We start from the raw sequence: 23,960 nt of genomic DNA on the forward strand, positions 1-23,960 counted from the left end.
CCCCGGCATGACGGTGATCAACGGGGAGTTCGTGCGCGTAGAGGCGGCGAACAGCGCGTTCGCTGCGGATCGACGGCGACGGGTGACCGGTGTCGATCAGGGGCCCACCCTGGTGTGACGGGTGGGTGGGTGGGCACTCTGCACCGCGTGAGTGCGAAAGCCGAGATCGGCGTCAGCGGCCTGGCCACGATGGGGCGCAACCTCGCCCGCAACCTCGCCCGGCACGGGCACGTGGTGGCGGTGCACAACCGCACCGCGCAGCGCACCCGGGACCTGGTGGAGAACTTCTCCGACGAGGGGACGTTCGTGGGCTCCGAGTCGGCGCAGGAGTTCGTCGACGCCCTCGAGCGCCCACGGCGGATCGTGCTGATGGTGCCGGCGGGGGCGGCCACGGACGCCGTCATCGACGAGTTCGTCCCGCTGCTCGAGCAGGGCGACGTGATCATCGACGCGGGCAACGCGCACTTCCTCGACACCCGTCGCCGGGAGAAGGCGCTGTCCGAGAAGGGCCTGAACTTCGTCGGCATGGGCGTCTCCGGCGGCGAGGAGGGCGCGCTCAACGGGCCGTCGATCATGCCCGGCGGGCCGAAGGAGGCCTACGACGCGCTGGGGCCGCTGCTCGAGGACATCGCGGCGAAGGTCGACGGCGAGCCCTGCTGCACCCACATCGGCGCCGACGGCGCGGGCCACTTCGTCAAGATGGTCCACAACGGCATCGAGTACGCCGACATGCAGCTCATCGCCGAGGCCTACGACCTGCTGCGCAAGGGCCTGGGCATCGAGCCCGCGGCCATCGCCGACATCTTCCGCCAGTGGGACTCCGGGCGGCTCGACTCCTACCTCATGGAGATCTCCACCGAGGTGCTGTCCCACGTCGACGCCGACACGGGACGCCCGTTCGTCGACGTGGTCGCCGACGAGGCCGAGCAGAAGGGCACCGGGCGCTGGACCGTGCAGGGCGCCCTCGAGCTGGGCCAGCCGGTGACCGGCATCGGCGAGGCCGTCTTCGCCCGCTCGCTGTCGGGCCACCGCGACCTGCGCACCGCCGCCCGGGACCTGCCCGGCACGTCGGGGGCGGTGCTGGAGGGCCCGGCGGCCGAGGGCTTCGCCGAGGACATCGAGCAGGCCCTCTACGCGTCCAAGATCGTCGCCTACGCCCAGGGCTTCAACCAGATCCAGGCCGGCGCCGCCGAGTACGACTGGTCGATCGACCTCGGCGCCGTGGCCGCGATCTGGCGCGGCGGCTGCATCATCCGCGCCCGCTTCCTCGACGAGATCACCGCGGCCTACCGCCGCGACCCCGCCCTTCCGACGCTGCTCATCGACGAGTCGTTCCGCGAGGCCCTGGCCGGGGCGCAGGACGCGTGGCGTCGCGTGGTCTCGGTCGCCGCCCAGCTCGGCATCCCCGCGCCGGGGTTCTCCACCGCGCTCGCCTACTACGACGCGCTGCGCTCCGAGCGCCTGCCCGCGGCCCTGATCCAGGGCCAGCGCGACTTCTTCGGCGCGCACACCTACCGCCGCGTCGACCGCGAGGGCACGTTCCACACCCGCTGGTCCGAGGAGGGACGCCCGCAGGAGGAGCGGTGACCTACGCGGCCTGCTGGGCGCGGGCGTAGGCGAGCTGGAGGAAGTCGGCCCCGGCGAGGGCGGAGAAGCTGCCCGCGACGAGGCGGGTCAGACGGGGCGCGACGACGAGCCCGAGCCCGAAGGCGCTCACGATCCACACGTCGAGGCAGAACGGGCAGGTCAGCAGCTCGCCGACCGCGTGGCGCATGCCGCCCTCGCCGCGAGGCTCGTCCATCACCTCGGCCGGGCCGCCGGGCCCGTGATGCTCGGTGAAGGGGGCCCGCAGCGGGCTCGTCACCGACTCCTTGGTGATCGTCCGAGAGATCTTGTGGGTGCCGAGCGCCATCGTGACGAGGTCCTTGACCGACACGCTGTCGGGCAGCTCGCGCCCGGCGGCCCGGGCGGCCAGGGTCCCGATGGCCAGCAGGACCAGGTAGATCCCCAACATCGCGGCGTGCGAGCCGACCGGCTGGCCGCTGCCGCCGCGGTACTCCTCGGCCTCGTCGCGCCCGAGCTGCGCCAGATCCGCCATGGGGCCGCGGCTACCCGGACAGCGGGCGCCGCAACACCGTCACCGCTCCGGGCGCTCGATGACCTCGGTGGGCGCGTTCTGGGCCCGCACTGCCTTCACCTTCCTGCGGTGGCGGCGGTAGCGCTTGAGGAGCATGTATCCCACCAGGGCGACGAGCAGCACCAGCACGACGGTCTGGAACACCCCGGAGTACCGCTCGACGAGGTACCAGCGCGTGCCGAGGGCGTAGCCGCCGTAGACGAACACCGAGTTCCAGATGAGGCTGCCGAGCAGCGTGAGCACGCCGAACTCCCACCACGGCATGCGCCGGGCGCCGGCGGGCAGGGACACCAGGCTGCGTACGCCCGGCACCATGCGCCCGAGGAACACCGCCCAGCGGCCGTGCCGGTCGAACCAGCCCTCGGCCCGCTGCACGTCCTCGACGTGCACCATCGGGATCTTCGACAGCGCCTGCCGCACCCGGTGCTCGGGCGCGAGCATGCCGACGAGGTAGAGCGCGACCGCCCCGACGACCGAGCCGCCCGTGGTCCACGCGATCGCCGCGAACACGGAGAACTGACCGCGACCGGCCGCGAACCCGGCGAGCGGGAGGACCACCTCGCTGGGGATCGGCGGGAAGACGTTCTCCAGGGCGACGATGATCCCGGCGCCGGGGGCCCCGAGGGTGGACATCAGGTCCGAGGCCCACCCGGCCAGACCGCCGCCGCCCGGCGCTGCTGCCATGTCCGTCCAACGTCCGTCCACGAAGGGCGGGTTCCCGATCAGGCGCGGGCCTTCGCGCGGGCGCGCTGGCGGTTGCGCAGGTGCGAATCGAGCTCGACCTTGCGGATGCGCACCGCGCCGGGGGTGACCTCGACGCACTCGTCCTCGGCGCAGAACTCCAGCGACTGCTCGAGCGAGAGCACCCGCGGTGGGGTGAGCCGCACCAGCTCGTCGCCGATGGACGAGCGCATGTTGGTCAGCTTCTTCTCCCGCGTGATGTTGACCTCCATGTCGTCGGCGCGGGAGTTCTCGCCCACGATCATTCCCGCGTAGACCTGCGTCCCCGGCCCGACGAACAGCTCCCCGCGCTCGGAGAGCAGGCCGACGGCGTGGCCGGTGACCTGGCCCGCCCGGTCGGCGATCAGCGAGCCGGAGATGCGGGCGCGCAGCTCGCCGACCCACGGGCCGTAGCCGTCGAAGAGCTGGTTGGCGATGCCGGTGCCGCGGGTCTCGGTGAGGAACTCGGTGCGGAACCCGATGAGGCCCCGCGCGGGCACGCGGAACTCCATCCGGACCTGCCCGGACGCCGAGTGGCTCATCTCGAGCATCTCGCCCTTGCGCGAGGCGAGGAGCTGGGTGACCGCGCCGAGGTGCTGTTCGGGGACGTCGACCGACAGGCGCTCGAACGGCTCGTGGACCTTGCCGTCGACCTCCCGGGTGACGACCTCGGGCTTGCCGACGGTGAGCTCGAAGCCCTCGCGGCGCATCGTCTCGACGAGGATCGCCAGCGCGAGCTCGCCCCGGCCCTGGACCTCCCAGGTGTCGGGCCGCTCGGTGGGCAGCACGCGCATCGAGACGTTGCCGACGAGCTCGGCGTCCAGGCGGTTCTTCACCAGGCGCGCGGTGAGCTTGCTGCCCGGCTTGGGATCGCGCCCGGCCACGGGCGAGGTGTTGGTGCCGATCGTCATCGCGATCGCCGGCTCGTCGACGGTGATGCGCGGCAGCGGGCGCGGGTCGTCGGGGTCGGCGAGCGTGTCGCCGATCGTCACGTCGGCGATGCCGGCCACCGCGACGATGTCGCCGGCGTCGGCGTACTCGGTGGAGACCCGCTCAAGGGCCTCGGTGCGCAGCAGCTCGGTGACCTTGACGCGCGTCACCGACCCGTCCGCGCGGCACCAGCCGACCTGCTGCCCGCGGCGGATGCGCCCGGAGCGCACCCGGCAGAGCGCGATGCGGCCGAGGTAGGCCGACGCGTCGAGGTTGGTCACGTGGGCCTGGAGCGGGCCCTCGGGGTCGTCGGCCGGGGCCGGGACCTGGGTGTCGAGGACGGCGAACAGCGCCGAGAGGTCCGGGGCGTCGGGGACCGTGCCGTCGGCGGGGCGCTCGGTGGAGGCCTTGCCGGCGCGGGCGCTGGCGTAGACGACGGGCAGGTCGAGCAGGCCGGCGACGACGTCGTCGTCGAGCCCGAGGTCGGTCGCGAGCTCGAGCAGCAGCTCGAGGGACTCGTCGACGACCTCGGCGCAGCGCGCGTCGGCGCGGTCGGTCTTGTTCACCACCAGGATCACGGGCAGGTGCGCCCCGAGCGCCTTGCGCAGGACGAACCGGGTCTGCGGCAGCGGGCCCTCGCTGGCGTCGACGAGCAGGACGACGCCGTCGACCATCGACAGCCCGCGCTCGACCTCGCCGCCGAAGTCGGCGTGACCGGGGGTGTCGATGATGTTGTAGGTGATCCCGTCACGGTGGACCGCGGTGTTCTTGGCGAGGATCGTGATGCCCTTCTCGCGCTCCAGGTCACCGGAGTCCATCACCCGGTCGACCGGCTCCGTGCGCGTGGAGAAGGCGCCCGACTGCCGCAGCATCGCGTCCACCAGCGTCGTCTTGCCGTGGTCGACGTGCGCCACGATGGCGACGTTGCGCAGGTCGGCGCGTCCCGTGACGGGCTCGGGACGCTCGGGGGCGGTGACGGACACGCAGGAACTCCAGCCGAGAGAAGGACGCGGTCCCTCCAGGTTACGGGGCGTGATCCCCTTCACCGGCGGGGACCGGGGTGTCGCCCACCACGTCGGCCGCGACGAGCGCCCCGACGCGCGGCGCCATCTTGGCGAGGTTGTCGCCCCACACGACGTGCACGGCGCCCGCGCGCGCCCGGTGGACGCCGTCGCCGAGGCGCCCCGGGGTGCAGCGCAGCTCCTCGACGGGCTCGGGGTGCAGGTGCGGGAGGTTCCGTCGGACGTGGTCGACGACGGCCTCGCGGGAGCGGCGGGCGACCTCGTCGGCGCCGAGGTCGAAGGCGGTGTCGGCCTCGGGCAGGTGGCCGCCGACCGCCCAGTGGCCGGCGCGGGTGCGGTGCTGGTACGTGCTCGCCAGCGGCCCGTCCTCGCGGCCGTCGAGATGGCACGGGCGGTCGGCCGGGCCGGCGAAGGTGAAGCGGGCGTGGTGCTCGAGCTCGTCGGGCACGGCGACGCCCAGCGGCGCGACCAGGGCCGGCGTGTCCGCACCCGCGGCGACGACGACGGCGTCCGCGCGCACGTCGCTCCCGTCGTCGAGGTGCACGGTGCCGTCGGCGTCCACGCCCGTGACCGAGGCGCGCTCGGGGCGCGTGGCCGCGGTGAGGAACGCCCCGGCGGCGACGAGGTCGAGCACGCCGCCCGCGGGGTCGTGCAGGTCGCCCCGGCGGTCGACCCGGTGCACCGCGCCGGCCGCGGCCATCGCGTCGGCCCAGGCCGGGACGCGGGGCCCGCTGACCACGAGGCGTTCGGCGCCGACCAGCGTCCGCCCCGCCCGCATCGACCACTCGTCCCACAGCTCGGAGGCGCGGCGGGCCTCGGTGACCAGCTCCGGGTCGCCGTGGGCGACGCGGAAGATGCGCGTGTCGCCCACCGACCGCCCGCCCATCGGCGCGCCGGCGTCCAGGCAGCGCACGGTCACGCCCGCCGCCACCAGCGTGTACGCCGTCGCCAGCCCGACGATCCCCGCGCCGACCACGGTGACCCTCATCCGCGCCTCCCGACCCTGAGCCGAGGGTCAGGGTGCACCCCGATCCGCGCGGGCGCAGCGGCGCGCAGCATCGGTGTCATGAGGATCGTGGTGTGGGTTCTGGTGGGCATCGGCGCGCTGGTGGTGGTCGGCGGGGTCGTGCTGCCGCTCGTGCAGTGGCTGCTCGGGGCACTGCTCTGGCTCGTCCCGGCCGCGCTCGTCGTCGGCGGTGGCATCTGGCTGGCGACGCGCGGTCGGCGCAAGGAGGTCGGCGCGGCGCGCGGCGACGCCCCGCGGCTGCCCTGAGGTGCAGCGAACGCGCTGTTCGCTGCTTCTAGGCGTACGAACAGCGCGTTCGCTGCCACTACCTCAGCGCCGCGGTGGCCGCTGGGCGAACACGCCGTCGACGGCGAAGGCCGGCAGGACGGCCTTGGTCAGCGGCGCCGAGATCTCGCGGAGCCGGGCCGTCCCCTCGCCGCCGAGGTGGCGCCAGGGGGCGAGGGACATGCGCGTCGTGTGGTCCTCGACCTCGGCGCGCAGGGCGACGCCGGCCTCGGTCAGGGCGCCGTCGGCGTCGAGCAGCCCGCGCTCGGCCAGGCCGGCGGCCGCCTCGCTCCACTGCTCGGGTGACCAGCCCCGGCTCTGCTGGGCGAACCCGACGGTGAAGCCTCGCCCGGTGGCCGTGTGGGTCACCAGCGCCTCGAGGCCCGACAGCCCCGCCGACACCAGCGCGTGCAGGTGGGCGTCGCCCCGGTGCTCGCGCAGCAGGGTGACCGCGTGCCACAGGGCGAGGTGGGGCTCCTCGGGGAAGGGCAGGTCGGCGTGCGCGGCGTAGAGCGGGCGGTCCTCCCCCGTCGCCCCGTCGCACGCCCGGCGGGCGAGCTCCGCGGACTCGGTCACCGCGCGCGACGAGACCTGGTCCCCGAGCAGCCGGCGCAGGGCCGTGTCCGCCGCGCGCAGGCGGGCGTTGACGACGTCCGCCGGCGAGGCCTGCGCCCACACCACCGGCACCGAGCGCGCGACCAGGGCCGGGTTGAAGCTGAAGAACGTCGCCGCCACGACGCCCGGCCCGACCGCGCCCATCGCCGCGGACCGCTGGGCGAAGTACTGGTCACGCTGCCGGGTGATGCCCAGCGGCGCGAGCTCCTCCCCCACCTCGGGCACGAAGTAGATCATCGAGTGCAGGGGCTCGAGGCGGGCCGCGAGGGCGGCGGCGTCGGCGGGGTCGAGGGCGGGACCGGCGGCGGTGTCAGCCGGGGTGTCGGCGGGTGTGGCCACGGCGGTCACCGTCCCACGCCGCGCGCCGTCCCGCCGAGGGCAGACTGGGGGCCATGGCGTCCTGGCCCGCACGGGCACCGCTCGGCGGCCTCGCCCCGCGCCGGCGCGCGTTCGTGCTGGGCCTGCTCGCGGTCGGCGTCGTCGTCGCCGTCCTGGTCGGCGTCGGGGTGGCCCGCGAGTACCGCGTCCCGCCGCCGGCCGACCCGGAGGTCCCCGGCGCCGTGGTGATGGTCCCGGGCTACGGCGGCAACCGGGCCGCGTTCATCGCGCTGACCGAGCGGCTGCGCGCCGACGACCGCCGCGCGGTCATCGTCGACCTGCCCTCCGGCGGCACCGGTGACCTCGTGACCCAGGCCGCCACCGTCGACGACACCGTGCGCGAGGTCCTCGACGAGGGCGCGCCGTCGGTCGACGTCGTCGGCTACTCCGCCGGCGGGGTCGCCACCCGCGTCTACCTCGACCGCGGCCGCACCGCGCCCGCCGTCCGCCGAGTGGTGACGCTCGGCTCGCCGCTGCAGGGCGCGGAGCTGGCCGCGGCCGGCGGGGCGCTCGTCCCGGGGGCGTGCCCCCGCGCGTGCCAGCAGCTGGCGCCGGGCAGCGCCCTGCTCACCGACCTCGCGACCGCCCCGCCCGGTCTGCCGTGGCTCTCGATCTGGACCGCCGACGACGAGACCGTCACCCCGCCCGACTCCGCCGAGCTGCCCGGGACGCGGTCGGTGCGCCTGCAGGACGTGTGCTCCGACTCGACGGTCACCCACTCCCGGCTGCCGAACGACCCGCTGAGCGTGGGACTGGTCCTGCGCGCCCTCGGTTCCGGCCCTCTGCCCGCCGCCGACGCCGACCAGTGCGACGCCTTGCGCGCCGAGGGCCGATCCGGCACCTGATACGCCGCCGCCCGCCCCTACCGGCGGGTCATCTACCGAACGGCGGCTGGGAGGTCGGCGGACGCCGCCCGACGATGGGCGGATGTCGCTCCAGGCCGCCCTCGCGCGGACCCTCCACCGCGCCCCGCTCGCGCTGCGTCACGGGCTGGTGCTCCTGGTGGCGGGCACGGGGTACGCCGTCGCGGCGCTCACCGCGCTGTCCTGGTTCGACCCGAACGGCGTCGGCCCCTCGTTCTTCCCCGCCGCCGGGTGGTCCGTGGCGCTGCTGTGCGTGCTCGAGCGCCGCTGGTGGCCGGCGGTGCTGGCGGGGGTCGCGGCCGCCGAGGTCGCGGTCGACCTGGCCGCGGGGCTGTCGGTGGCGGCCGCCGTGGGGTTCGCGGTCGCGAACACCGTGGAGCCGGCCCTCGGCGCGACGCTGGCCCGCGCCCGGGCCGGCGGCCGCCCGGACCTCAGCCGCCAGCGGGACCTGACCGGCTTCGTCGCCGGCGCCGTCGTGGCCGCGCCGCTGGCCGGCGCGCTGATCGGCGCCCTCGTCGACACCGTCGTCGGCGCGGGCCGGCCGTGGCACGAGTTCGTGGCGCGGTGGTGGCTCGGCGACGGACTGGCCGTGCTCGTCGTCGCCACCGCGGTCGTCGCCGTCCTGACCCTGCCCTGGGACCGGCGCACGGTGCTGGCCACCGCCGCCGCGGCGGGCGTCGGCGCGGGCGCGACGGCCGCCCTGTTCTGGACCCAGACGCTGGTCGTGGTCTACGTGCCTGCCCTCCTGCTGGTGTGGGTCGCGCTGCGGTACGGGGTCGGTGCGGTCTCGGTGGTCGGCCTGGCGGCCGCGTTGACCGCCGCGCAGGGGGAGGCCGAGGGCCTGGGGTTCGGCGCCACCCTCGGTGTGGCCCCGGGGGTGAGCCACGTCTACCTGCAGATGCTGCTCGCCGTCCTGCTGCTGACGGTGATGCTGCTCGCCGTGCGGGTCGACGAGCAGGTCCGCGCGAAGGTCGCGGCCGAGATCGCCGCGCGCCGCAGCGCCGACCTCGCGGCGTGGAACGCGGAGCTGGAACGGAGCAACGCCGAGCTCGACACGTTCGCGTACGCGGCTTCCCACGACCTGCGCGAGCCGCTGCGCGCGATCGCCCAGACCGCGGGCTTCGTCCTGGAGGACGCGGCGGATCTCGACGACGAGTCGACCCGACGCCTGCGGTCGATCTGCCTGCTCGCGATCCGCATGGACGAGCTGCTCGACTCGCTGCTGCGCTACTCGCAGGTCGGACGCGGCGAGCTCGACCCGGTGACGGTGGACCTGGACGGGGTCCTCGACGAGGTCGCCGCGCTGCTCGCCGAGCGGTGCCGCGAGGCGGGGGTCGAGCTGCGGCGCGAGGGCCGCCTGCCGGTGGTGCGGGGCGACCGCGCCCAGCTCGGGGAGGTGCTCACCAACCTCCTCGTCAACGCGATCAAGTACGCGGGGGACGAGCCCCGCTGGGTGGAGGTCGGCCCCGGCCCCGTGCCGGAGGGGTCGGCCGCGACCGACTGCGCGGTGTACGTGCGCGACAACGGCGTCGGGATCCCGCCCGAACGCCGCGAGGATGTCTTCGCCCCCTTCCAGCGCCTGCACCCCGGGCGGGCGCGCGGGCTCGGCATGGGCCTCGCCATCTCGCGCAAGATCATCGAGCGTCACGGGGGCCGGATCGGCGTGGAGAGCACCCCGGGTCAGGGCAGCTCGTTCTGGTTCACGGTGCCGTCCGCGGGGGTGCCGAGCCAGCAGGCGAAGATCCCCCGGAGCACGACCTGGAACATGGCCAGGTCCACCGGCTTGAACACGTAGCTGTTGGCGCCCGCCCGGTAGCAGGCCTCGATGTCCCGGGGATGGGTGGAGGACGTCAGGACCACCACGGGGAGCTCGTCGAGCTGCGACCGTCGGCGCACGGTCGTCAGCACGCCGTGGCCGTCCAGCCCCGGCACGTTCAGGTCGAGCAGCACGAGGTCGGGCCGCTCCCCCTCCTCGTCGGCGAGGCGCTCGAGGGCCGTCGTGCCGTCCTCCACGCACTCCAGCCGGGCCTCGGGGTACGCCCGCGTCAGGGTCCGCCGGACCGCCTCGACGTCCTGGGGAGAGTCCTCGACCACCAGCACCAGCGCGCCCATCCGCGGTTCACGCCCCGTCCGTCGGGCCGTCGTCCTGCGGCACCGCCCACTCGAGCACGGTGCCCCGGGGGGATCGAGCCCGCCATCCGAAGGTCCCCCCGAGCGCCGCGGCGCGGCGCTGCATGTTGGCCAGGCCGCTGGGGTTCGCGGTCTCCGGGATGCCCTCGCCGTCGTCGCTGACCACCAGCCGCACCTCGTCCGGGGACGTGGTGATGGTGATCGCGACGTGCTCCGCCTCGGCGTGACGCACGACGTTGGAGAGCGCCTCGCTGAGCACGGCCAGCAGCTGCCGCGCGACGCCGGGCCGGACCTGCTGGAGCGGGCCGCGGTACGTGACCTCCGGGGCGTTGCGGAGCGAGCGAGCGGCGTGCCCCACGATCCGGGCGATCGACGACGCCAGCTCGGCGGGCTGCAGCTCACCCGTCATCGTCACGATCGCGGCCCGGAGCTCCACCACCGCGTCGTCGATGCCCTCGAGCGCGGCGAGCAGGGGACCCGCCGCCCCGTCGGCGCGGTTGAGCGCGAGCGTCAGGCCCAACCCGGTGGCGAAGAGGCGCTGGAGGACCGTGTCGTGGAGGTCGGCGGCGATCCGCTGCCGCTCCTCGACGAGGGCGAGCCGCGCGAGCCGGTCGTGCTCGACCCCCTCGATCTCGACGCCGGTCGCGAGGTCCGTCGCGATGACGAAGAACCCGACGACGCGGCCCCCCTCGACGTCCGGGACGTACGACACCTGGGCGTCGCGCGGCTCGCCCCGCTCGTCGACGATCGTCCGCACCACGACGCGCGTCCGGCCGCCCAGCGCTTCCTGCACGGCCGGGCGCTCCACCTCGTAGAGCCGCGGGCCGAGGAGGTCCTCCAGGGTCATCCCCCGCAGGTCGGCGGGCTCCTTGCCGAACCACCGGGCGTAGGCGTCGTTGGCGTAGCCGTGGAGCTCGTCGGCGTCCCAGCGGGCCACCATGGCGGGGAACCCGGCGGACGTGACGTCCACGCCGACCACGGCGCGCGGGTCGGTTCGTGGCACGTCGACGGTCCTCGCTGGGGGCTCGGGTGGTGCGTCCGCAGGTCAACGTAGCCAGGCGTCCCGCGCTCCTCCATCCGCCGACCGGCCCTCGCGCGCCCAACGAAGGTCCCGAGTGCGAGGGCGACCGGCCCGCGCTAGCTCGTGACGTCCTTGGTCGTGAAGTTCGCCCACGCCGCGAGCATGAGCACCACGACGTAGCCGGCCTGGAGCCACAGGCCCGCGGTGATGTCGCGCAGGAAGATCGGGTCGCGGAAGAAGTCGATCCACGCCAGCCAGTACCGGGTGGGCAGGTACGGCGTCACCGACGAGGCCGCGTCGAGGCTGACCAGCACCTGGCTGGTGATCAGCGCCGCCAGGGCGCCGAGGGTCGCGCCCAGCGAGGAGGTGGTCACCGTCGAGAGGAACAGCGCGATCGCCGCGACGCCCAGCATCGACACGACGACGTAGCCCATGGCGCCGAGGAGCCGTGCGGCGAGGTCGGCCGGGGACAGCGCCTCCCCCGACAGCGAGGACACCGACGACTGCGCGCGCTCGCGGGCGGCCTCGGGGTCGACGGCGGAGGAGTCGCGGGCGTCGGGCTGCCCGCCGCCGGACGACGAGGCGTCCGACCCGCCGACCTGGCCGCCCGCCGGGCCCGAGGTCGACTGCGGGCCACCCGCAGGCGCGGTGCCCGCGACGCCGCCGTCGTCCCCGGTGACCTCCGGCAGGGCGCGCACCACCGCCACCGGGTCGCCGGCCCCGAAGAGCGACACCCCCACGACGTACGAGGTCCCGGCGACCGAGAGCACCGCGCCGAGCACGAACACCACGATCGCGACGAGCTTCGCCCCGAGCAGGGCGGTGCGCCGCACGGGTCGCACCAGCAGGTAGCGCAGCGTGCCCTGCGACGACTCGCCGGCCACGGCGTCGCCCGCCACCACCGCCACGGCCACCGGCAGGAAGATCGGCAGCACGAGCGCCAGCGCCGCCGCCGGGTAGAGCGAACCCGACTGGAGCACCGCCGACAGGAACGCCGCGCCCTGCCCCGGCGGCGGGGAGATGCGCGTGGTGGCGAGGAAGACCGCGACCACGGTGGGGAGCAGGCACAGCAGCCCGATCGTCGCCCACGTGCGGGGGCGGCGCGCCAGCTTGACGAGTTCGACCCCGATCACCGGCGGATCCCGCCCGACGTCGGGTCGGGGCGCGCCCCGTTGCGGCGGGCTCCCCGCGCGGTGTCCGATCCCGGGCCGGTCAGCGCCACCACCACGTCCTCCAGGCTCCGGCGCTGCTCGGCCAGCCCGTCGAGGGGGACCCCGTGCTCGACGAGGTGGCGCGCCAGCGCGGGCGGGCCGCCCGGGGCGGCGTCGACGACGAGGGTGTCGCCGTGTCGCTCGGCCACCGCGCGCCCCAGCACGCGGGCCGCCGCCTCCGGGTCGGGCGTGCGCACGACCAGCCGCCCCGTCGGCCCGCGCACCGCGTCCAGCGCGTCCTCGAGCACCAGCCGCCCCCGGTCGACGACGCCGACGTCGGTGCACAGCGCCTCGATCTCGGCCAGCAGGTGGCTGGACAGGAACACCGTGGTCCCGGCGGCGTTCAGCGTGACGAGCAGGTCGCGCACCTCGCGGATGCCGTGCGGGTCGAGCCCGTTGGTGGGCTCGTCGAGCACGAGCAGCCGCGGTCGGTTGAGCAGCGCCCCGGCCAGCCCCAGGCGCTGGCGCATGCCCAGGGAGTACGTGCGCACCGGCCGGCGGTCGACCGCGCCCAGACCGACGCGCTCGAGGACCTCCTCCACCCGCTCGCGGCGCCGCCCGGCGCGCCCACGGCGCGGCCCGGACGCGTCGAGCAGCGCGAGGTTCGCCCGCCCCGACAGGTGCGGGTACGCGGCGGGACCCTCGACCATCGCCCCGATCTCGGGGAGCACCTCGGCCACCCGTGACGGCACCGGCCGCCCGAGCACCGAGATCTCGCCGCGGGTCGCGTACACGAGCCCGAGCAGCATCCGCACCATCGTCGTCTTGCCCGACCCGTTGGGGCCCAGGAAGCCGTAGCGCGCGCCCTCCGCGACGTGCAGGTCGACGTCGTCGACGGCGGCCCGCCCGCCGTAGCGCTTGGTCAGCCCACGGGTCTCGATCACGAGGCGGGTCACGCCGCGCCCCCCGCCAGCAGGTCCGCGGCCCCGGCGTCGATGGCCGCGTCCGGCACGAGCCCGGCCAGCACCCACGCCCGTCCACCGTCGTTGCTGCGGACCACGGCGAGGGTCAGCAGCGGTGTCTCCAGCGCCGCTCCCTGCCCCTCGACGGGCAGCGTGCGGCCGGCGCCGGCCCGGTCGATGCCGCCGAGCAGGGTGGCGGCGAGGTCGGCGGGCAGGGGAACGGCGACGAGCTGGCCGAGCGTCGTGCCGTACTGCCCGAGGGCCGGGAAGTCCTCCTCGGGTGGCTCGCGGTCACGGCCGGCGATCCGGTCGGGCAGCGACGCGCCGTCACCGCGCCCGAGCACCCCGAACAGGTCCGAGGTGGGGCTGCGGGTGACGCCGGCTCCCGGGCCGCGCCGGGGCTCGAGAGCCGCGGGGTCCGGCGGGCCCTGCTCGAGCTCGCCGAACGCCGTGCTGATCAGCGGGTCGGCCACCCCGCGGGCGCGGACCTCCACGGCCACCGGGAGACCCGTCGCCGGGTCGGCCCACACGTCGAGGGCGCCGACGGTGGTCTCCGGGTCGGCGACGGTGACCCGCACCCCGGCCGCGTCCACCCCGGCCACCCGACGCGAGGGCAGGGCGGTGGCGGGGTCGGAGGCCGCGGTGCCCGCGAGCAGGCGGCGGGCCAGGGCGGGCGGCAGCAGGTCGTCGGGGCGGGGCAGCCGCACGACGGGGTCGGCGGCGACGAGCGTCAGCAGCTCGGCGCCGTAGTCCCACACCGCCTGCCCGCGCGGGGTGGTGTAGCGGTCGCGCTCACCCACCGGGGTGAGCACGTCGGTGCGCGCGCGGTCCGGGGCGGCGTACCAGCCGCGCAGGCGCGTCACGCCCGAGAACAGCGTGGTGACGTCGGAGAGCGCGGGGATGCGGGGCAGGGCGAGGCCCGCGCGCGCCTCGGCGTAGCCGGTCCACGGGACGTCGGCGGACGCCGCGATGCGGTCCCGCAGCTCGTCCGGGTCGGCCTGCGCGGACCCGGGGCGCGCGGCGATCGCCGCCGGCACCCCGACGAGCAGCGCGCCGACCAGCACCACGACGGCCCACCGCAGCGCACGGCCCCCGGTCGTGCCCGCCCCCACCGTCACCGACGACCCGACTCCCCTCACGTGATCTCGCCCCGAGGGTGCCACCGAACCCGCTGGGTGGTGGTCCCGTGGTGAGGCGGTCAGGAGCGCGGGCTCGCGGCCGGGTCCGGCGACCCCGCCGGCGCCGAGGGCGTCTCCGCGGACCGGTCGTCGGCCGTCCGGTCCAGGTCGCTGGGCCCGTCGGTCCCGCCGTCGGGTTCCTCGGGCAGGCCCGGGAAGTACCGCACCTTCACCAGGCTCGCGATCGTCGTGACGAGCAGCACACCGAGGATGACGGCCAGCGAGACCTCGATCCCGATGACGGGGACGTCGAGGGGCTCGCCCCCGTTCAGGAACGGCAGCGTGTTGGTGTGCAGGGCCTCGAGGACGAGCTTGACCCCGATGAAGGCGAGGATCACGCCGAGCCCGTAGGAGAGGTACACGAGCTTGGCCAGCAGGCCGCCGAGCAGGAAGTAGAGCTGGCGCAGCCCCATCAGCGCGAACACGTTCGCCGTGAACACGATGTACGGGTCGCGGGTCAGCCCGAAGATCGCGGGGATCGAGTCCAGCGCGAACAGCAGGTCGGTCATGCCGATCGCGAGCATCACCATGAGCATCGGCGTGACCCAGATCCGCCGGCGCCCCCGCCCGTCGGGCCGGCGGACGAACGACCGCGAGCCCACGTAGTCGTCGGTCACCGGCAGGACGCGGCGCACGAGGCGCAGGGCGGCGTTCTCGCGGAACTCCTCGTCCTCGTCGCCGCCGGTCACCACCTTGATCGCGGTGAGCACGAGGAAGGCGCCGAACAGGTAGAACACCCAGCTGAACCGCGACACCACGGCCGCGCCCGCGAGGATGAACGCGCCGCGCAGCACGAGCGCGATGAGGATGCCGAACAGCAGCACGCGGTGCTGGAGCACCTTCGGCACCGCGAACGCGCTCATGATCAGCAGGAAGACGAAGAGGTTGTCGACCGAGAGCGAGTACTCGGTGACGTAGCCCGCGACGAACTCCGTCGCCGCGTCCTGCCCGGCCACCAGGAACAGGCCGACGGCGAACAGCGCGGCGAGCGCGACGTACACGGCCACCCATCGGCCGGCCTCGTGCACGCCCACCTCGTGGGGCCGGCGGCCGACGATCGCGAGGTCGAGGGCCAGGACGGCCAGCAGGCCGACGATCGTGAGGGCCCACACCCAGAAGGGCACGGTCATGCGAGGGATCTCCGATCTCCGGGGCATCAGGGCAGACGAAGCCTCCGGAGGTCTCTCCCGCCGCCCGTCGGTCGTCGCGGGCGGCCGGCGGCCCCGGGCACCGGTGGACCGGTGGCCGTGCTGACGAGGCCGGCGCGCGGGGATACTCCCCTCCGCCACCGAGCATGTCACCCGCCTGCGCGCGACGCGCAGCCGCCCTGCGTGGCGCCGCCCACGGCGCCCCACCCGACATCGGCCCCGACCGGTCGCTCACGACCGACTCGCACCGGCCGGGATAGCGTGGCGCGGGTGATCAGCCGCCCGCTCCGGGTCCTCGGGGTCGTGCTCACCGCCCTCCTGCTCGGTGCCGGGACGGTCGCCGCCGCGCCGGCGCCCGGTGGCGATGTTCGGAGCGAGGACCTGCGCATCGAGGTCCGCGACGGGCCGGCGGGCGACCAGCCCCAGACCCTCGACGCCACGCTCTGGCTCCCCGCGACGACCGAGCCGGCGCCCGCCGTGCTCGTCGCGCACGGCTTCGGGGGCAGCAAGGACTCCGTCGCCGCGGAGGCACGCGGCTGGGCCGAGCGGGGCTACGTCGCGCTGGCCTGGTCGGCGCGCGGGTTCGGCGAGAGCACCGGGCAGATCGCGCTGAACTCCCCGGAGTACGAGGTCGCCGACGCCCGCCGGCTCGTCGACCGCCTCGCCGCGCGCCCGGAGGTCCGCCGGGACGCGCCCGGCGACCCCCGCGTCGGCGTCACCGGGGCGTCCTACGGCGGCGCGCTGGCCCTGTTGCTCGCCGGCACCGACCCGCGCGTCGACGCCACGATCCCGCTGATCACCTGGAACGACCTGGGCCAGGCCCTCTTCCCCGGCCGCGCGGGCGAGGTCCCCGCCGCCACCGCCGCCGCGAGCGCCGCCGCCCCGGACGGGGTGTTCAAGCGGGCGTGGGCGGCGCTGTTCTTCGGCAGCGGCTCGCGGCCCGCACCCGGGCAGGAGCAGGCCCCGCCGCAGGTGTGCGGGCGGTTCCTCCCCGAGATCTGCGCGGGCTACGTCTCGGCGATCACCACCGGCCGCGAGCCGCCCGAGCTCGCCGCGTTCCTCGACCGGGCCTCGCCCGCGAGCGTCGCCGGCCGCATCACCGCGCCGACCCTGCTCGTCCAGGGCGAGCGGGACACGCTGTTCGGGCTCGAGCAGGCCGACGCCACGGCACGCCAGATCGCCGCGGGCGGCGGGACGGTCGCGGTCAGCTGGTTCGCCGGCGGGCACGACGGCGGCGGCCCGGACCGGCGCACCACGGCGCGGATGCAGGCCTGGTTCGACCACCACCTCGCCGGCACCGCGCCCGATCCGGGCACCGCGTTCACCTACGTCGTGCCCTCGGGCGTGCAGGCCCGCAGCGCGCCCACCCAGCGCACCATCACCGCCGCCGCCTACCCGGGCCTCGACGGCACCGCCGGCGCGTCGCGGCAGGCGATGCCGCTGCGGGGCGAGGCCCAGGACGTCGTCGCCCCCGCCGGCGGGCTGCCCGCCGCGATCTCCTCGGTGCCGGGGCTGTCAGGGCTGGCGGGCGGCGCGACCGGTGGCGGGGACGACGACGGTGGCGGCTCGGGAGGGGGCTCGGGCGGCTCCGGGGGCGGCCCCGGCGGCGGTTCGAGCGGGGGCTCGGGTGGTGCCGGGGCCCTGCTCGGGCGGCTGGCCACCGACCTGCCCGGCCAGGCCGCGCGGTTCTCGACCGACCCGCTGCCCGCGCGCATTGTGGTCGCCGGCGCCCCGCAGGTGCGGCTCGCGGTGGCGGCGGTGCCGGGCCGGGCGTCGGGCGAGCCGGTGCTGTTCGCCAAGGTCTACGACGTCGCCGCAGGCGGGGACGCCGGCGGGGGCGCGCCGGGCACCCGGACGCTGCTGGGCAGCGCGGTGTCTCCGATCCGCCTGCCCGCCACGACGCCGACGCCGACCGAGGTGACGGTCAGCCTGCCCGCGGTGGTCGCCACGCTCGCCGCCGGCCACCGCCTCGAGGTGGTCGTCAGCACCACCGACCAGGCCTACGCCGCGGCGGAGCAGCCGGCGGTGCACCGCATCGGGCTCGCCGGGCCCGACGGCACGGCCGCGCTGGCGGTGCCGACCGTGCCCGGGGACGTGCGCAGCGGCACCTCGGTGCCCCTCGCCCCGCTGGTCACCGCCGGCGTCCTGCTGCTCGGGGTGCTCGTGGCCTGGCTCGTCGCCCGGGTGCTCGCGGCTCGCCGCCGGCGCCGCGACCTCGAGCCCGGAGGCGCGCTCGCCCTCTCCGAGGGGCTCGCCGACGTCCCGCTCGTCGTGCGTGGGCTGTCGAAGTCGTGGTCGAGCGGCCTGGTCGCCGTCGACGACGTCTCCTTCCGCGTCGAGCGCGGCCAGGTCCTCGGGCTGCTCGGACCCAACGGCGCCGGGAAGACGACGACACTGCGCATGCTGCTCGGCCTCATCGCCCCGACCGCCGGCGAGCTGCGGATCTTCGGTCGGCGGGTCGTCGCCGGAGCGCCGGTGCTCGGGCGGGTCGGGGCGTTCGTGGAGGGCGCGGGGTTCCTGCCGCACCTCACGGGTCGCGACAACCTCGAGCTCTACTGGGCGGCGACCGGGCGCCCGCGCGACGAGGCCCGCGTCGACGAGGCCCTGGCCATCGCCGGGCTCGGCGACGCGGTCGACCGCGCGGTGCGCACCTACAGCCAGGGCATGCGCCAGCGCCTCGCGATCGCCCAGGCGATGCTCGGGCTGCCCGACCTGCTCGTGCTCGACGAGCCCACCAACGGCCTCGACCCGCCCCAGATCCACGCGATGCGCGAGGTGCTGCGGTCGTACGCCCGCGGGACCGGGCGCACCGTCCTGGTGTCGAGCCACCTGCTCGCCGAGGTCGAGCAGACCTGCGACCACGTCGTCGTCATGCACCGCGGCCGGGTCGTGGCCACCGGCGAGGTCGCCGAGCTCGTCGCCGGCGGGCAGGTCGCGGTGTCCGTCGACCCCACCCGCCGCGACGAGGCGGTCAGCGTGCTGCGGGGCCGCAACGGGATGGGCGTCGAGCCCGATCCGGGCGACGCCGACGTCGTGCTCGTCGACCTGCACGGCAGCGACCGGGCGGACGTCGTCCGCGCGCTGGTCGAGGCGGGCCACGACGTCCGGGGCGTCGGACCCCGCCGCCGTCTCGAGGACGCGTTCCTGGCACTGATCGACGAGGGGGGCCCGCGCGCATGACCGTGACCACGCCCGGGGACGGATCCCGCACCCTGCCGGTGCGCGTCGAGCTCGCCCGCCAGTGGCGACGCCGCCGCACGCAGGTGACGCTGGCGCTGTTCGCCCTGCTGCCGGTGATCCTCTGGATCGCCTTCTCGGTCGGTGACGCCCCCGACGAGGGCGCGGCCGCCACGAGCCTCACCGACCTGGCCCAGGCCTCCGGGGTGAACTTCGCGGTCTTCGCGCTGTTCTCGTCGGCGAGCTTCCTGTTCGTCGTGGTCGTCGCCCTGTTCTTCGGCGACACGGTGGCCAGCGAGGCGTCGTGGTCGTCGCTGCGCTACCTGCTCGCGATCCCCGTGCCGCGCGTGCGCCTGCTGCGCCAGAAGGCGATCGTGGCCGCGCTGCTCTCGCTGGCCACGCTCGTGGTGCTGCCGCTGGTCGCCGTGCTGCTCGGCACGCTGGTCTACGGGGCGGGCGACTACCTCTCCCCCACCGGCGAGTCGCTGCCCTACGGCACGGCCCTGGTGCGCATCGTGCTGGCCGTGGCCTACCTCGCGGTGCACCTGCTGTGGGTCGCGGGGGTCGCGACGCTGCTCTCGGTGGTGACCGACGCCCCGCTCGGCGCGGTCGGCGGTGCGGTGCTGATCTCGATCCTGTCGCAGATCCTCGACACGGTCGACGCGCTGGGCAGCCTGCGCAACCTGCTGCCCACCCACGAGGTGTTCGCCTTCGCCGACCTTCTCACCCTGGACGTCGACGGCGGCGACCTCGCCCGCGGCGTCCTCTCCGCCCTCGTATGGTGCATCGCCTTCGGCGCCACCGCGGTCTGGTGGTTCCGCCGCAAGGACATCACCAGCTAGCCCGGCGACGGCACCCGCCGCCGGCGCACACGGGGTGTGCGAGCAATGCGGCTTTGCTGGCGTTCCACGCCAGAAACGCCACATCGATCACCAGCGACGGTGCGCCCGGGCGTGTCGCGGCACGAGGGGCACGTGCCGCAGGCCCCGACGCCGGACGATCATGCCCAACGTGCCCCTCGCGCGTCGGGCCGGGCCACGACCTCCAACGGACGGCGCATGCCCTGCCCGAAAGCGGGCAGAATCCTGGCCCTCGCGCTTGCCCGCCCGGCAGTCTTGCCGGCCATGGACCCCGAGCTCGTGCGGCACGTCGCCGCGACGACGGGTCTGCCCGGGGAGGTCGCCGCCCGCGTGGTGGCCGACGTCGTCGCCTTCTACTCGGAGACCACCGAGGAGTTCGTGCGCCGGCGCCACCGGGAGCTGCAGGCCCGCGACCGTCGCAACGCCGAGATCTGGACGGTGATCGCCGACGAGCTCGCGCACCGCCCGGTCGCGCCGGGGCCGGTCAGCGAGCGGCGCCTGCGACGCATCGTCTACGGCTGACCATCGAGAGCAGGAGGAGGCCCGCCATGTGCGGCATCGTCGGATACGTCGGCCCGCGCCCGGCCACGAGGATCCTCGTGGACGGGCTGACGCGGCTGGAGTACCGCGGCTACGACTCGGCCGGCCTGGCCGTGGCGCACCGCAAGGCGCTGCGCACGACCCGGGCAGTGGGCCGGGTCGACGACCTGCGCGCCGCCGTGGGTGACGAGGACGCCGCGGGGCGCACCGGCATCGCCCACACCCGCTGGGCCACCCACGGCGAGCCGAGCGAGCGCAACGCCCACCCCCACACCGACGCGTCCGACCGCATCGCCGTCGTGCACAACGGCATCCTCGAGAACGCCGACGAGCTGCGCGCGAAGCTCGTCGCCGACGGCGTGGTGCTGCGCTCCGACACCGACACCGAGGTGCTCCCCCATCTCATCGCCCGCGCGCTGGACGGCGGGGCGAGCTCGCTCGAGGACGCGGTCCGGGAGGCGCTGCGCGGCGTCGAGGGGACCTACGGGCTCGTCGTGCTCGACGCGCGGCGGCCCGAGGAGCTCGTCGTGGCCCGCAACGGCAGCCCGATCGTGCTGGGGCTCGGCGACGGGGAGATGTTCGTGGCCTCGGACGTCGCCGCGCTCGTGCGGCACACGCGTCAGGTGATCTTCCTCGCCGACGGCGAGATCGCGACCCTCACCGCGGCCGGCTACGAGGGCTCGCGGCTCGGCCCGCCCACCACCGTCGACGTGGACGACGAGGACTACGAGCTGGGCGGCCACCCCGACTTCCTGTCGAAGGAGATCCACGAGCAGCCGGCGGCGCTGCGCCGCGTGCTGGCCGGGCGGCTCGACGACCGGTTCGCCACCGCGCGCCTCGACGGGCTGCGGCTCGACCCGCGCGAGCTGCGCGGCATCCGCCGCGTCACGTTCCTGGGGTGCGGGTCGGCGCTCTACGCGGGACAGATGGGTGCCGGGCTCGTCGAGGAGCTCGCCCGCATCCCCGCCGACGCCGAGCAGGCCAGCGAGTTCCGCTACCGCAACCCGCTGGTGGACCCGACCACGCTCTACGTCGCGGTCAGCCAGTCCGGGGAGACCATCGACACCCTCGCGGCGGTCGAGGAGCTGCAGCGCAAGGGCGGGCGGGTCGTCGGCGTCGTCAACGTCATCGGCTCGGCGATCGCGCGCCGGTGCGGCGCGGGCATGTTCCTGCACGCCGGCCCCGAGGTGTCGGTCGCCTCGACCAAGGCCTTCAGCTCGATGGCGACGTCGTTCGCGCTGCTGGCGCTGCTGCTCGGGCGGGTGCGCGACCTGTCCCCGGCGCACGGCGCCCGTCTGGTCGAGGGGCTGCGCCGGCTGCCCGACGCCGTCGAGTCGGCCCTGGCCTCGTCCGACGAGGTCGAGGCGGTGGCCCGCCGCTACGCCGACGCGCGGTCGATGTTCTACCTGGGCCGGGTGCGGGGGGCCGCGGTGGCCCGCGAGGGCGCCCAGAAGCTCAAGGAGATCTCCTACGTGCACGCCGAGGCGTACGCGGCGGCGGAGCTCAAGCACGGGCCGCTGGCGCTCGTCGACGCGTCCATGCCGTGCGTGGTCGTGGTGCCCGACGACGAGCTGGTGGCCAAGAACGTCAGCACGATCGAGCAGATCCGGGCCCGGGGCGGGCCGGTGATCGCGGTGACGAACGCCGACCTGCCCGAGGGACTGGCCGACGCCGTCCTGCGCGTCCCGCGCCTCGAACCCGAGCTCGACCCGATCCTGCTCGGGGTCCCGCTGCAGCTCCTCGCCTATCACTGCGCCGCGGTGCTGGGCCGCGACATCGACAAGCCCCGCAACCTCGCCAAGAGCGTGACCGTGGAGTAGGTGCGCTGCTCACGTGGGCCGGAGGCCCACCTCGATCGTCAGCGGACCCTCGGGGTCGGGCGCGTCGACGGTCGCGTGGCCCCCCGGCCGCAGGGCGCCGGCGACGATCCGGCGGGACAGCGCCCGGTCCACCTCGCGGGTGACCACCCGGCGCATCGGCCGCGCCCCCAGCGCCGGATCGTGCCCGCGCACCACCAGCGCGTCGACGGCCGCCGGCGTCACCGTGAGCCCCACGTCCTGCGCGGCGAGGCGTTCGCGGGTGCCGTCGAGGAAGAGCTCCACGACGGCCCGGCGGTCGTCGGCGGACAGCGGGGTGAACAGCACGACCTCGTCGACGCGGCCGAGGAACTCCGGGCGCAGGGCCCGGGCCAGCGCCGTGAGGACCGCCTCGCGGGCAGCGTCGGGGTCGCGGTCCTCGGCCAGGGCCGAGGAGCCGAGGTTGCTCGTCATGATCACGACGGCGTCGGCGAACGAGACGGTCCGCCCGCGCCCGTCGGTGAGCCGCCCGGCGTCGAGCACCCCGAGCAGCAGCGCGAGCACGTCGGGGTGCGCCTTCTCGATCTCGTCGAGCAGCACCACGCACGACGGCGTTCGGCGCAACGCCTCGGTGAGCTCGCCCGGGCGATCGTGCCCCACGTAGCCCGGGGGCGCGCCCGTGAGCCGGCTGACGGTGTGGGCCTCCCGGAACTCGCCGAGGTCGAGGCGCACGAGGCGTTCGTCGGACCCGTGCAGCGCCTCGGCGAGCGCCCGGGCGAGCTCGGTCTTGCCCACCCCGGTCGGGCCCGCGAACAGGAACGACGCCACCGGCCGCCCGGGCTGGCCCATCCCCGCGCGCCCGGCGAGCACGGCGTCGGTGACGGCCTCGAGGGCATGGTCCTGGCCCACCACGCGCCGGCGCAGGTGCTCGGCGAGCCCGAGCAGGCGGGTGCGCTCGGAGTCGGTGAGGTGGGCGACGGGCACGCCGGTGCGGTCGGCGACGACCTGGGCCACGTCGGCCACGGTCACCGTGGCCGACGCTCCCGGGTCCTCGGCGCGCCGCAGCCGCACGCGGGCGGCCGCCGTGTCGAGGGCGTCGATCGCCTTGTCGGGCAGGAAGCGGTCGCGGACGTGGCGGGCGGTGAGCTCGACGGCGGCGCGACGGGTGTCCTCGGGCAGGCGGACGCCGTGATGCTCCTCGTACCGGGTCCGCAGGCCGTCGAGGATCGCCACGGTCTGGTCGACCGACGGCTCGTCGACGGTGATCGGTGCGAACCGCCGTTCGAGCGCCGGGTCGGACTCCACGTGGCGCCGGTACTCCTCGAGCGTCGTCGCGCCCACGACCTGCAGCTCCCCGCGGGCCAGCGCCGGCTTGAGGATGTCGGCGGCGTCCATCGTCCCCTCGACGCCGGCGCCCGCCCCGACGACCGTGTGCAGTTCGTCGAGGAACAGCACGACGCCCCGGTCGGTGGCGGTGACCTCGTCGACGAGGCGGCGCAGCCGCTCCTCGAACTCGCCGCGGTACTTCGTGCCGGCCACCAGCCCGGCGAGGTCGAGCGCCACGACCCGCCGCCCGGTCGGGCCGGGCACGGTGCCGGCCGCGATCCGCGCGGCGATCCCCTCGACGATCGCGGTCTTGCCGACGCCGGGGTCGCCGACGAGCACGGGGTTGTTCTTCGTCCGGCGCCCGAGGATCTCCAGGACCGCCGCGACCTCCCGCTCCCGGCCGACGACCGGGTCGAGGCGCCCCACGCGGGCGGCGGCGGTGAGGTCGCGCCCGAACCGGTCGAGCACCGGGGTGCGGGTACCGGCCCGCCGCGACGTCGGTGGCCCGTCGTCGCGGCCGCGGTCGTCGCCGAACGGGCCGCCGAAGCCCCCGCTCCCGAGGTCGCCGATGCCCTCGACGAGCTTGCCGATCAGGTCCTCGAGGGGGTTCGACCGGTCGTCCCGTTCCGGGCCCCGGCGGGCGTCGTCGCTCACCCGACCATCATGCGCCGAGGGCTGTAGTCCTGGTTAAGTATGTGATAGTACTTCCTCGGGA

The 23,960-nt window shown here is 75.6% G+C and carries 20 protein-coding genes; 8 read left to right on the plus strand and 12 right to left on the minus strand.

Features of this window, described 5'->3' with window-relative positions:
• The first annotated feature begins 147 nt into the window (after positions 1-147).
• Positions 148-1,587: an NADP-dependent phosphogluconate dehydrogenase gene (gene gndA / locus C8D89_RS08170; protein ID WP_116707806.1), complete on the plus strand. Its 1,440-nt coding sequence runs from the start codon at positions 148-150 to the stop codon at positions 1,585-1,587.
• A gap of 1 nt (position 1,588) precedes the next feature.
• On the opposite strand, the gene C8D89_RS08175 is transcribed toward gndA, so the two are convergent.
• From C8D89_RS08175 to C8D89_RS08190, 4 genes are read right to left on the minus strand one after another with little or no spacing between them, the layout of a single operon-like run.
• Positions 1,589-2,098: a DUF1360 domain-containing protein gene (locus C8D89_RS08175; protein ID WP_116707601.1), complete on the minus strand. Its 510-nt coding sequence runs from the start codon at positions 2,096-2,098 to the stop codon at positions 1,589-1,591.
• A gap of 39 nt (positions 2,099-2,137) precedes the next feature.
• Complete coding sequence (locus tag C8D89_RS08180) at positions 2,138-2,821, minus strand: DedA family protein (protein WP_116707602.1); 684 nt, start codon at positions 2,819-2,821, stop codon at positions 2,138-2,140.
• A gap of 38 nt (positions 2,822-2,859) precedes the next feature.
• Entirely contained in the window at positions 2,860-4,770 is a 1,911-nt protein-coding gene (typA, locus tag C8D89_RS08185; RefSeq protein WP_116707603.1) for a translational GTPase TypA, read from the minus strand.
• A 40-nt stretch (positions 4,771-4,810) separates the two neighbouring features.
• Positions 4,811-5,797 (minus strand): FAD-dependent oxidoreductase, encoded by a 987-nt coding sequence (locus C8D89_RS08190; protein ID WP_116707604.1) that lies wholly within the window; start codon positions 5,795-5,797, stop codon positions 4,811-4,813.
• Positions 5,798-5,875: 78 nt separating this feature from the next.
• Between C8D89_RS08190 and C8D89_RS08195 the strand changes: the two genes are divergently transcribed.
• The gene (locus C8D89_RS08195) at positions 5,876-6,082 is read left to right on the plus strand and encodes a cytochrome c-type biogenesis protein (RefSeq protein ID WP_133251841.1); all 207 of its coding nucleotides are present in this window, start codon (positions 5,876-5,878) and stop codon (positions 6,080-6,082) included.
• A 63-nt stretch (positions 6,083-6,145) separates the two neighbouring features.
• On the opposite strand, the gene C8D89_RS08200 is transcribed toward C8D89_RS08195, so the two are convergent.
• Positions 6,146-7,054, minus strand: a complete 909-nt coding sequence (locus C8D89_RS08200) for an SCO6745 family protein (protein ID WP_423716808.1) — start codon at positions 7,052-7,054, stop codon at positions 6,146-6,148.
• 53 nt (positions 7,055-7,107) lie between these two features.
• On the opposite strand from C8D89_RS08200, the gene C8D89_RS08205 reads away from it, so the two are divergent.
• Together C8D89_RS08205 and C8D89_RS08210 are read left to right on the plus strand one after the other, a co-directional pair.
• On the plus strand, positions 7,108-7,938 hold the full coding sequence (locus C8D89_RS08205; protein ID WP_243417942.1) for an esterase/lipase family protein: 831 nt from the start codon (positions 7,108-7,110) through the stop codon (positions 7,936-7,938).
• Positions 7,939-8,020: 82 nt separating this feature from the next.
• Positions 8,021-9,751 (plus strand): sensor histidine kinase, encoded by a 1,731-nt coding sequence (locus tag C8D89_RS08210; RefSeq protein ID WP_116707606.1) that lies wholly within the window; start codon positions 8,021-8,023, stop codon positions 9,749-9,751.
• On the opposite strand, the gene C8D89_RS08215 is transcribed toward C8D89_RS08210, so the two are convergent.
• The 6 genes from C8D89_RS08215 to C8D89_RS08240 form a co-directional block, all read right to left on the minus strand.
• Positions 9,637-10,068 carry a response regulator gene (locus tag C8D89_RS08215; RefSeq protein WP_116707607.1) on the minus strand — a complete coding sequence of 144 codons (432 nt, stop codon included), beginning with the start codon at positions 10,066-10,068 and terminating at the stop codon, positions 9,637-9,639. The two genes, C8D89_RS08210 and C8D89_RS08215, sit on opposite strands and share 115 nt — an antisense overlap.
• A 7-nt stretch (positions 10,069-10,075) precedes the next feature.
• On the minus strand, positions 10,076-11,089 hold the full coding sequence (locus C8D89_RS08220) for a sensor histidine kinase (protein ID WP_133251842.1): 1,014 nt from the start codon (positions 11,087-11,089) through the stop codon (positions 10,076-10,078).
• 134 nt (positions 11,090-11,223) lie between these two features.
• Entirely contained in the window at positions 11,224-12,240 is a 1,017-nt protein-coding gene (locus C8D89_RS08225) for an ABC transporter permease (RefSeq protein ID WP_116707609.1), read from the minus strand.
• On the minus strand, positions 12,237-13,214 hold the full coding sequence (locus C8D89_RS08230; protein ID WP_243417943.1) for an ABC transporter ATP-binding protein: 978 nt from the start codon (positions 13,212-13,214) through the stop codon (positions 12,237-12,239). The genes C8D89_RS08225 and C8D89_RS08230 overlap by 4 nt, the downstream gene beginning before the upstream one ends.
• Positions 13,211-14,338, minus strand: coding sequence for a hypothetical protein (locus C8D89_RS08235; protein ID WP_133251843.1), 1,128 nt, complete (start codon positions 14,336-14,338; stop codon positions 13,211-13,213). Before C8D89_RS08235 ends, C8D89_RS08230 begins: the two co-directional genes overlap by 4 nt.
• An 80-nt stretch (positions 14,339-14,418) precedes the next feature.
• A complete protein-coding gene (locus C8D89_RS08240) occupies positions 14,419-15,528 on the minus strand; it encodes a TerC family protein (RefSeq protein WP_116707611.1) in 1,110 nt (369 codons plus the stop codon).
• Positions 15,529-15,816: 288 nt separating this feature from the next.
• Here C8D89_RS08240 and C8D89_RS08245 point away from each other — a divergent pair, with 288 nt between their 5' ends.
• The 4 genes from C8D89_RS08245 (at position 15,817) to glmS (ending at position 21,943) form a co-directional block, all read left to right on the plus strand.
• Positions 15,817-18,726 carry an alpha/beta fold hydrolase gene (locus C8D89_RS08245; RefSeq protein WP_243417944.1) on the plus strand — a complete coding sequence of 970 codons (2,910 nt, stop codon included), beginning with the start codon at positions 15,817-15,819 and terminating at the stop codon, positions 18,724-18,726.
• On the plus strand, positions 18,723-19,565 hold the full coding sequence (locus C8D89_RS08250; RefSeq protein WP_116707612.1) for an ABC transporter permease: 843 nt from the start codon (positions 18,723-18,725) through the stop codon (positions 19,563-19,565). Before C8D89_RS08245 ends, C8D89_RS08250 begins: the two co-directional genes overlap by 4 nt.
• 282 nt (positions 19,566-19,847) lie before the next feature.
• On the plus strand, positions 19,848-20,105 hold the full coding sequence (locus C8D89_RS08255) for a hypothetical protein (protein ID WP_116707613.1): 258 nt from the start codon (positions 19,848-19,850) through the stop codon (positions 20,103-20,105).
• A 26-nt stretch (positions 20,106-20,131) separates the two neighbouring features.
• Positions 20,132-21,943, plus strand: a complete 1,812-nt coding sequence (gene glmS / locus C8D89_RS08260; protein WP_116707614.1) for a glutamine--fructose-6-phosphate transaminase (isomerizing) — start codon at positions 20,132-20,134, stop codon at positions 21,941-21,943.
• 9 nt (positions 21,944-21,952) lie between these two features.
• Here glmS and C8D89_RS08265 read toward each other — a convergent pair whose 3' ends face one another.
• Positions 21,953-23,899 (minus strand): ATP-dependent Clp protease ATP-binding subunit, encoded by a 1,947-nt coding sequence (locus tag C8D89_RS08265; RefSeq protein ID WP_116707615.1) that lies wholly within the window; start codon positions 23,897-23,899, stop codon positions 21,953-21,955.
• Positions 23,900-23,960: the final 61 nt, after the last annotated feature.

Source organism: Actinomycetospora cinnamomea (genome assembly GCF_003096675.1).
Lineage (GTDB): Bacteria > Actinomycetota > Actinomycetes > Mycobacteriales > Pseudonocardiaceae > Actinomycetospora > Actinomycetospora cinnamomea.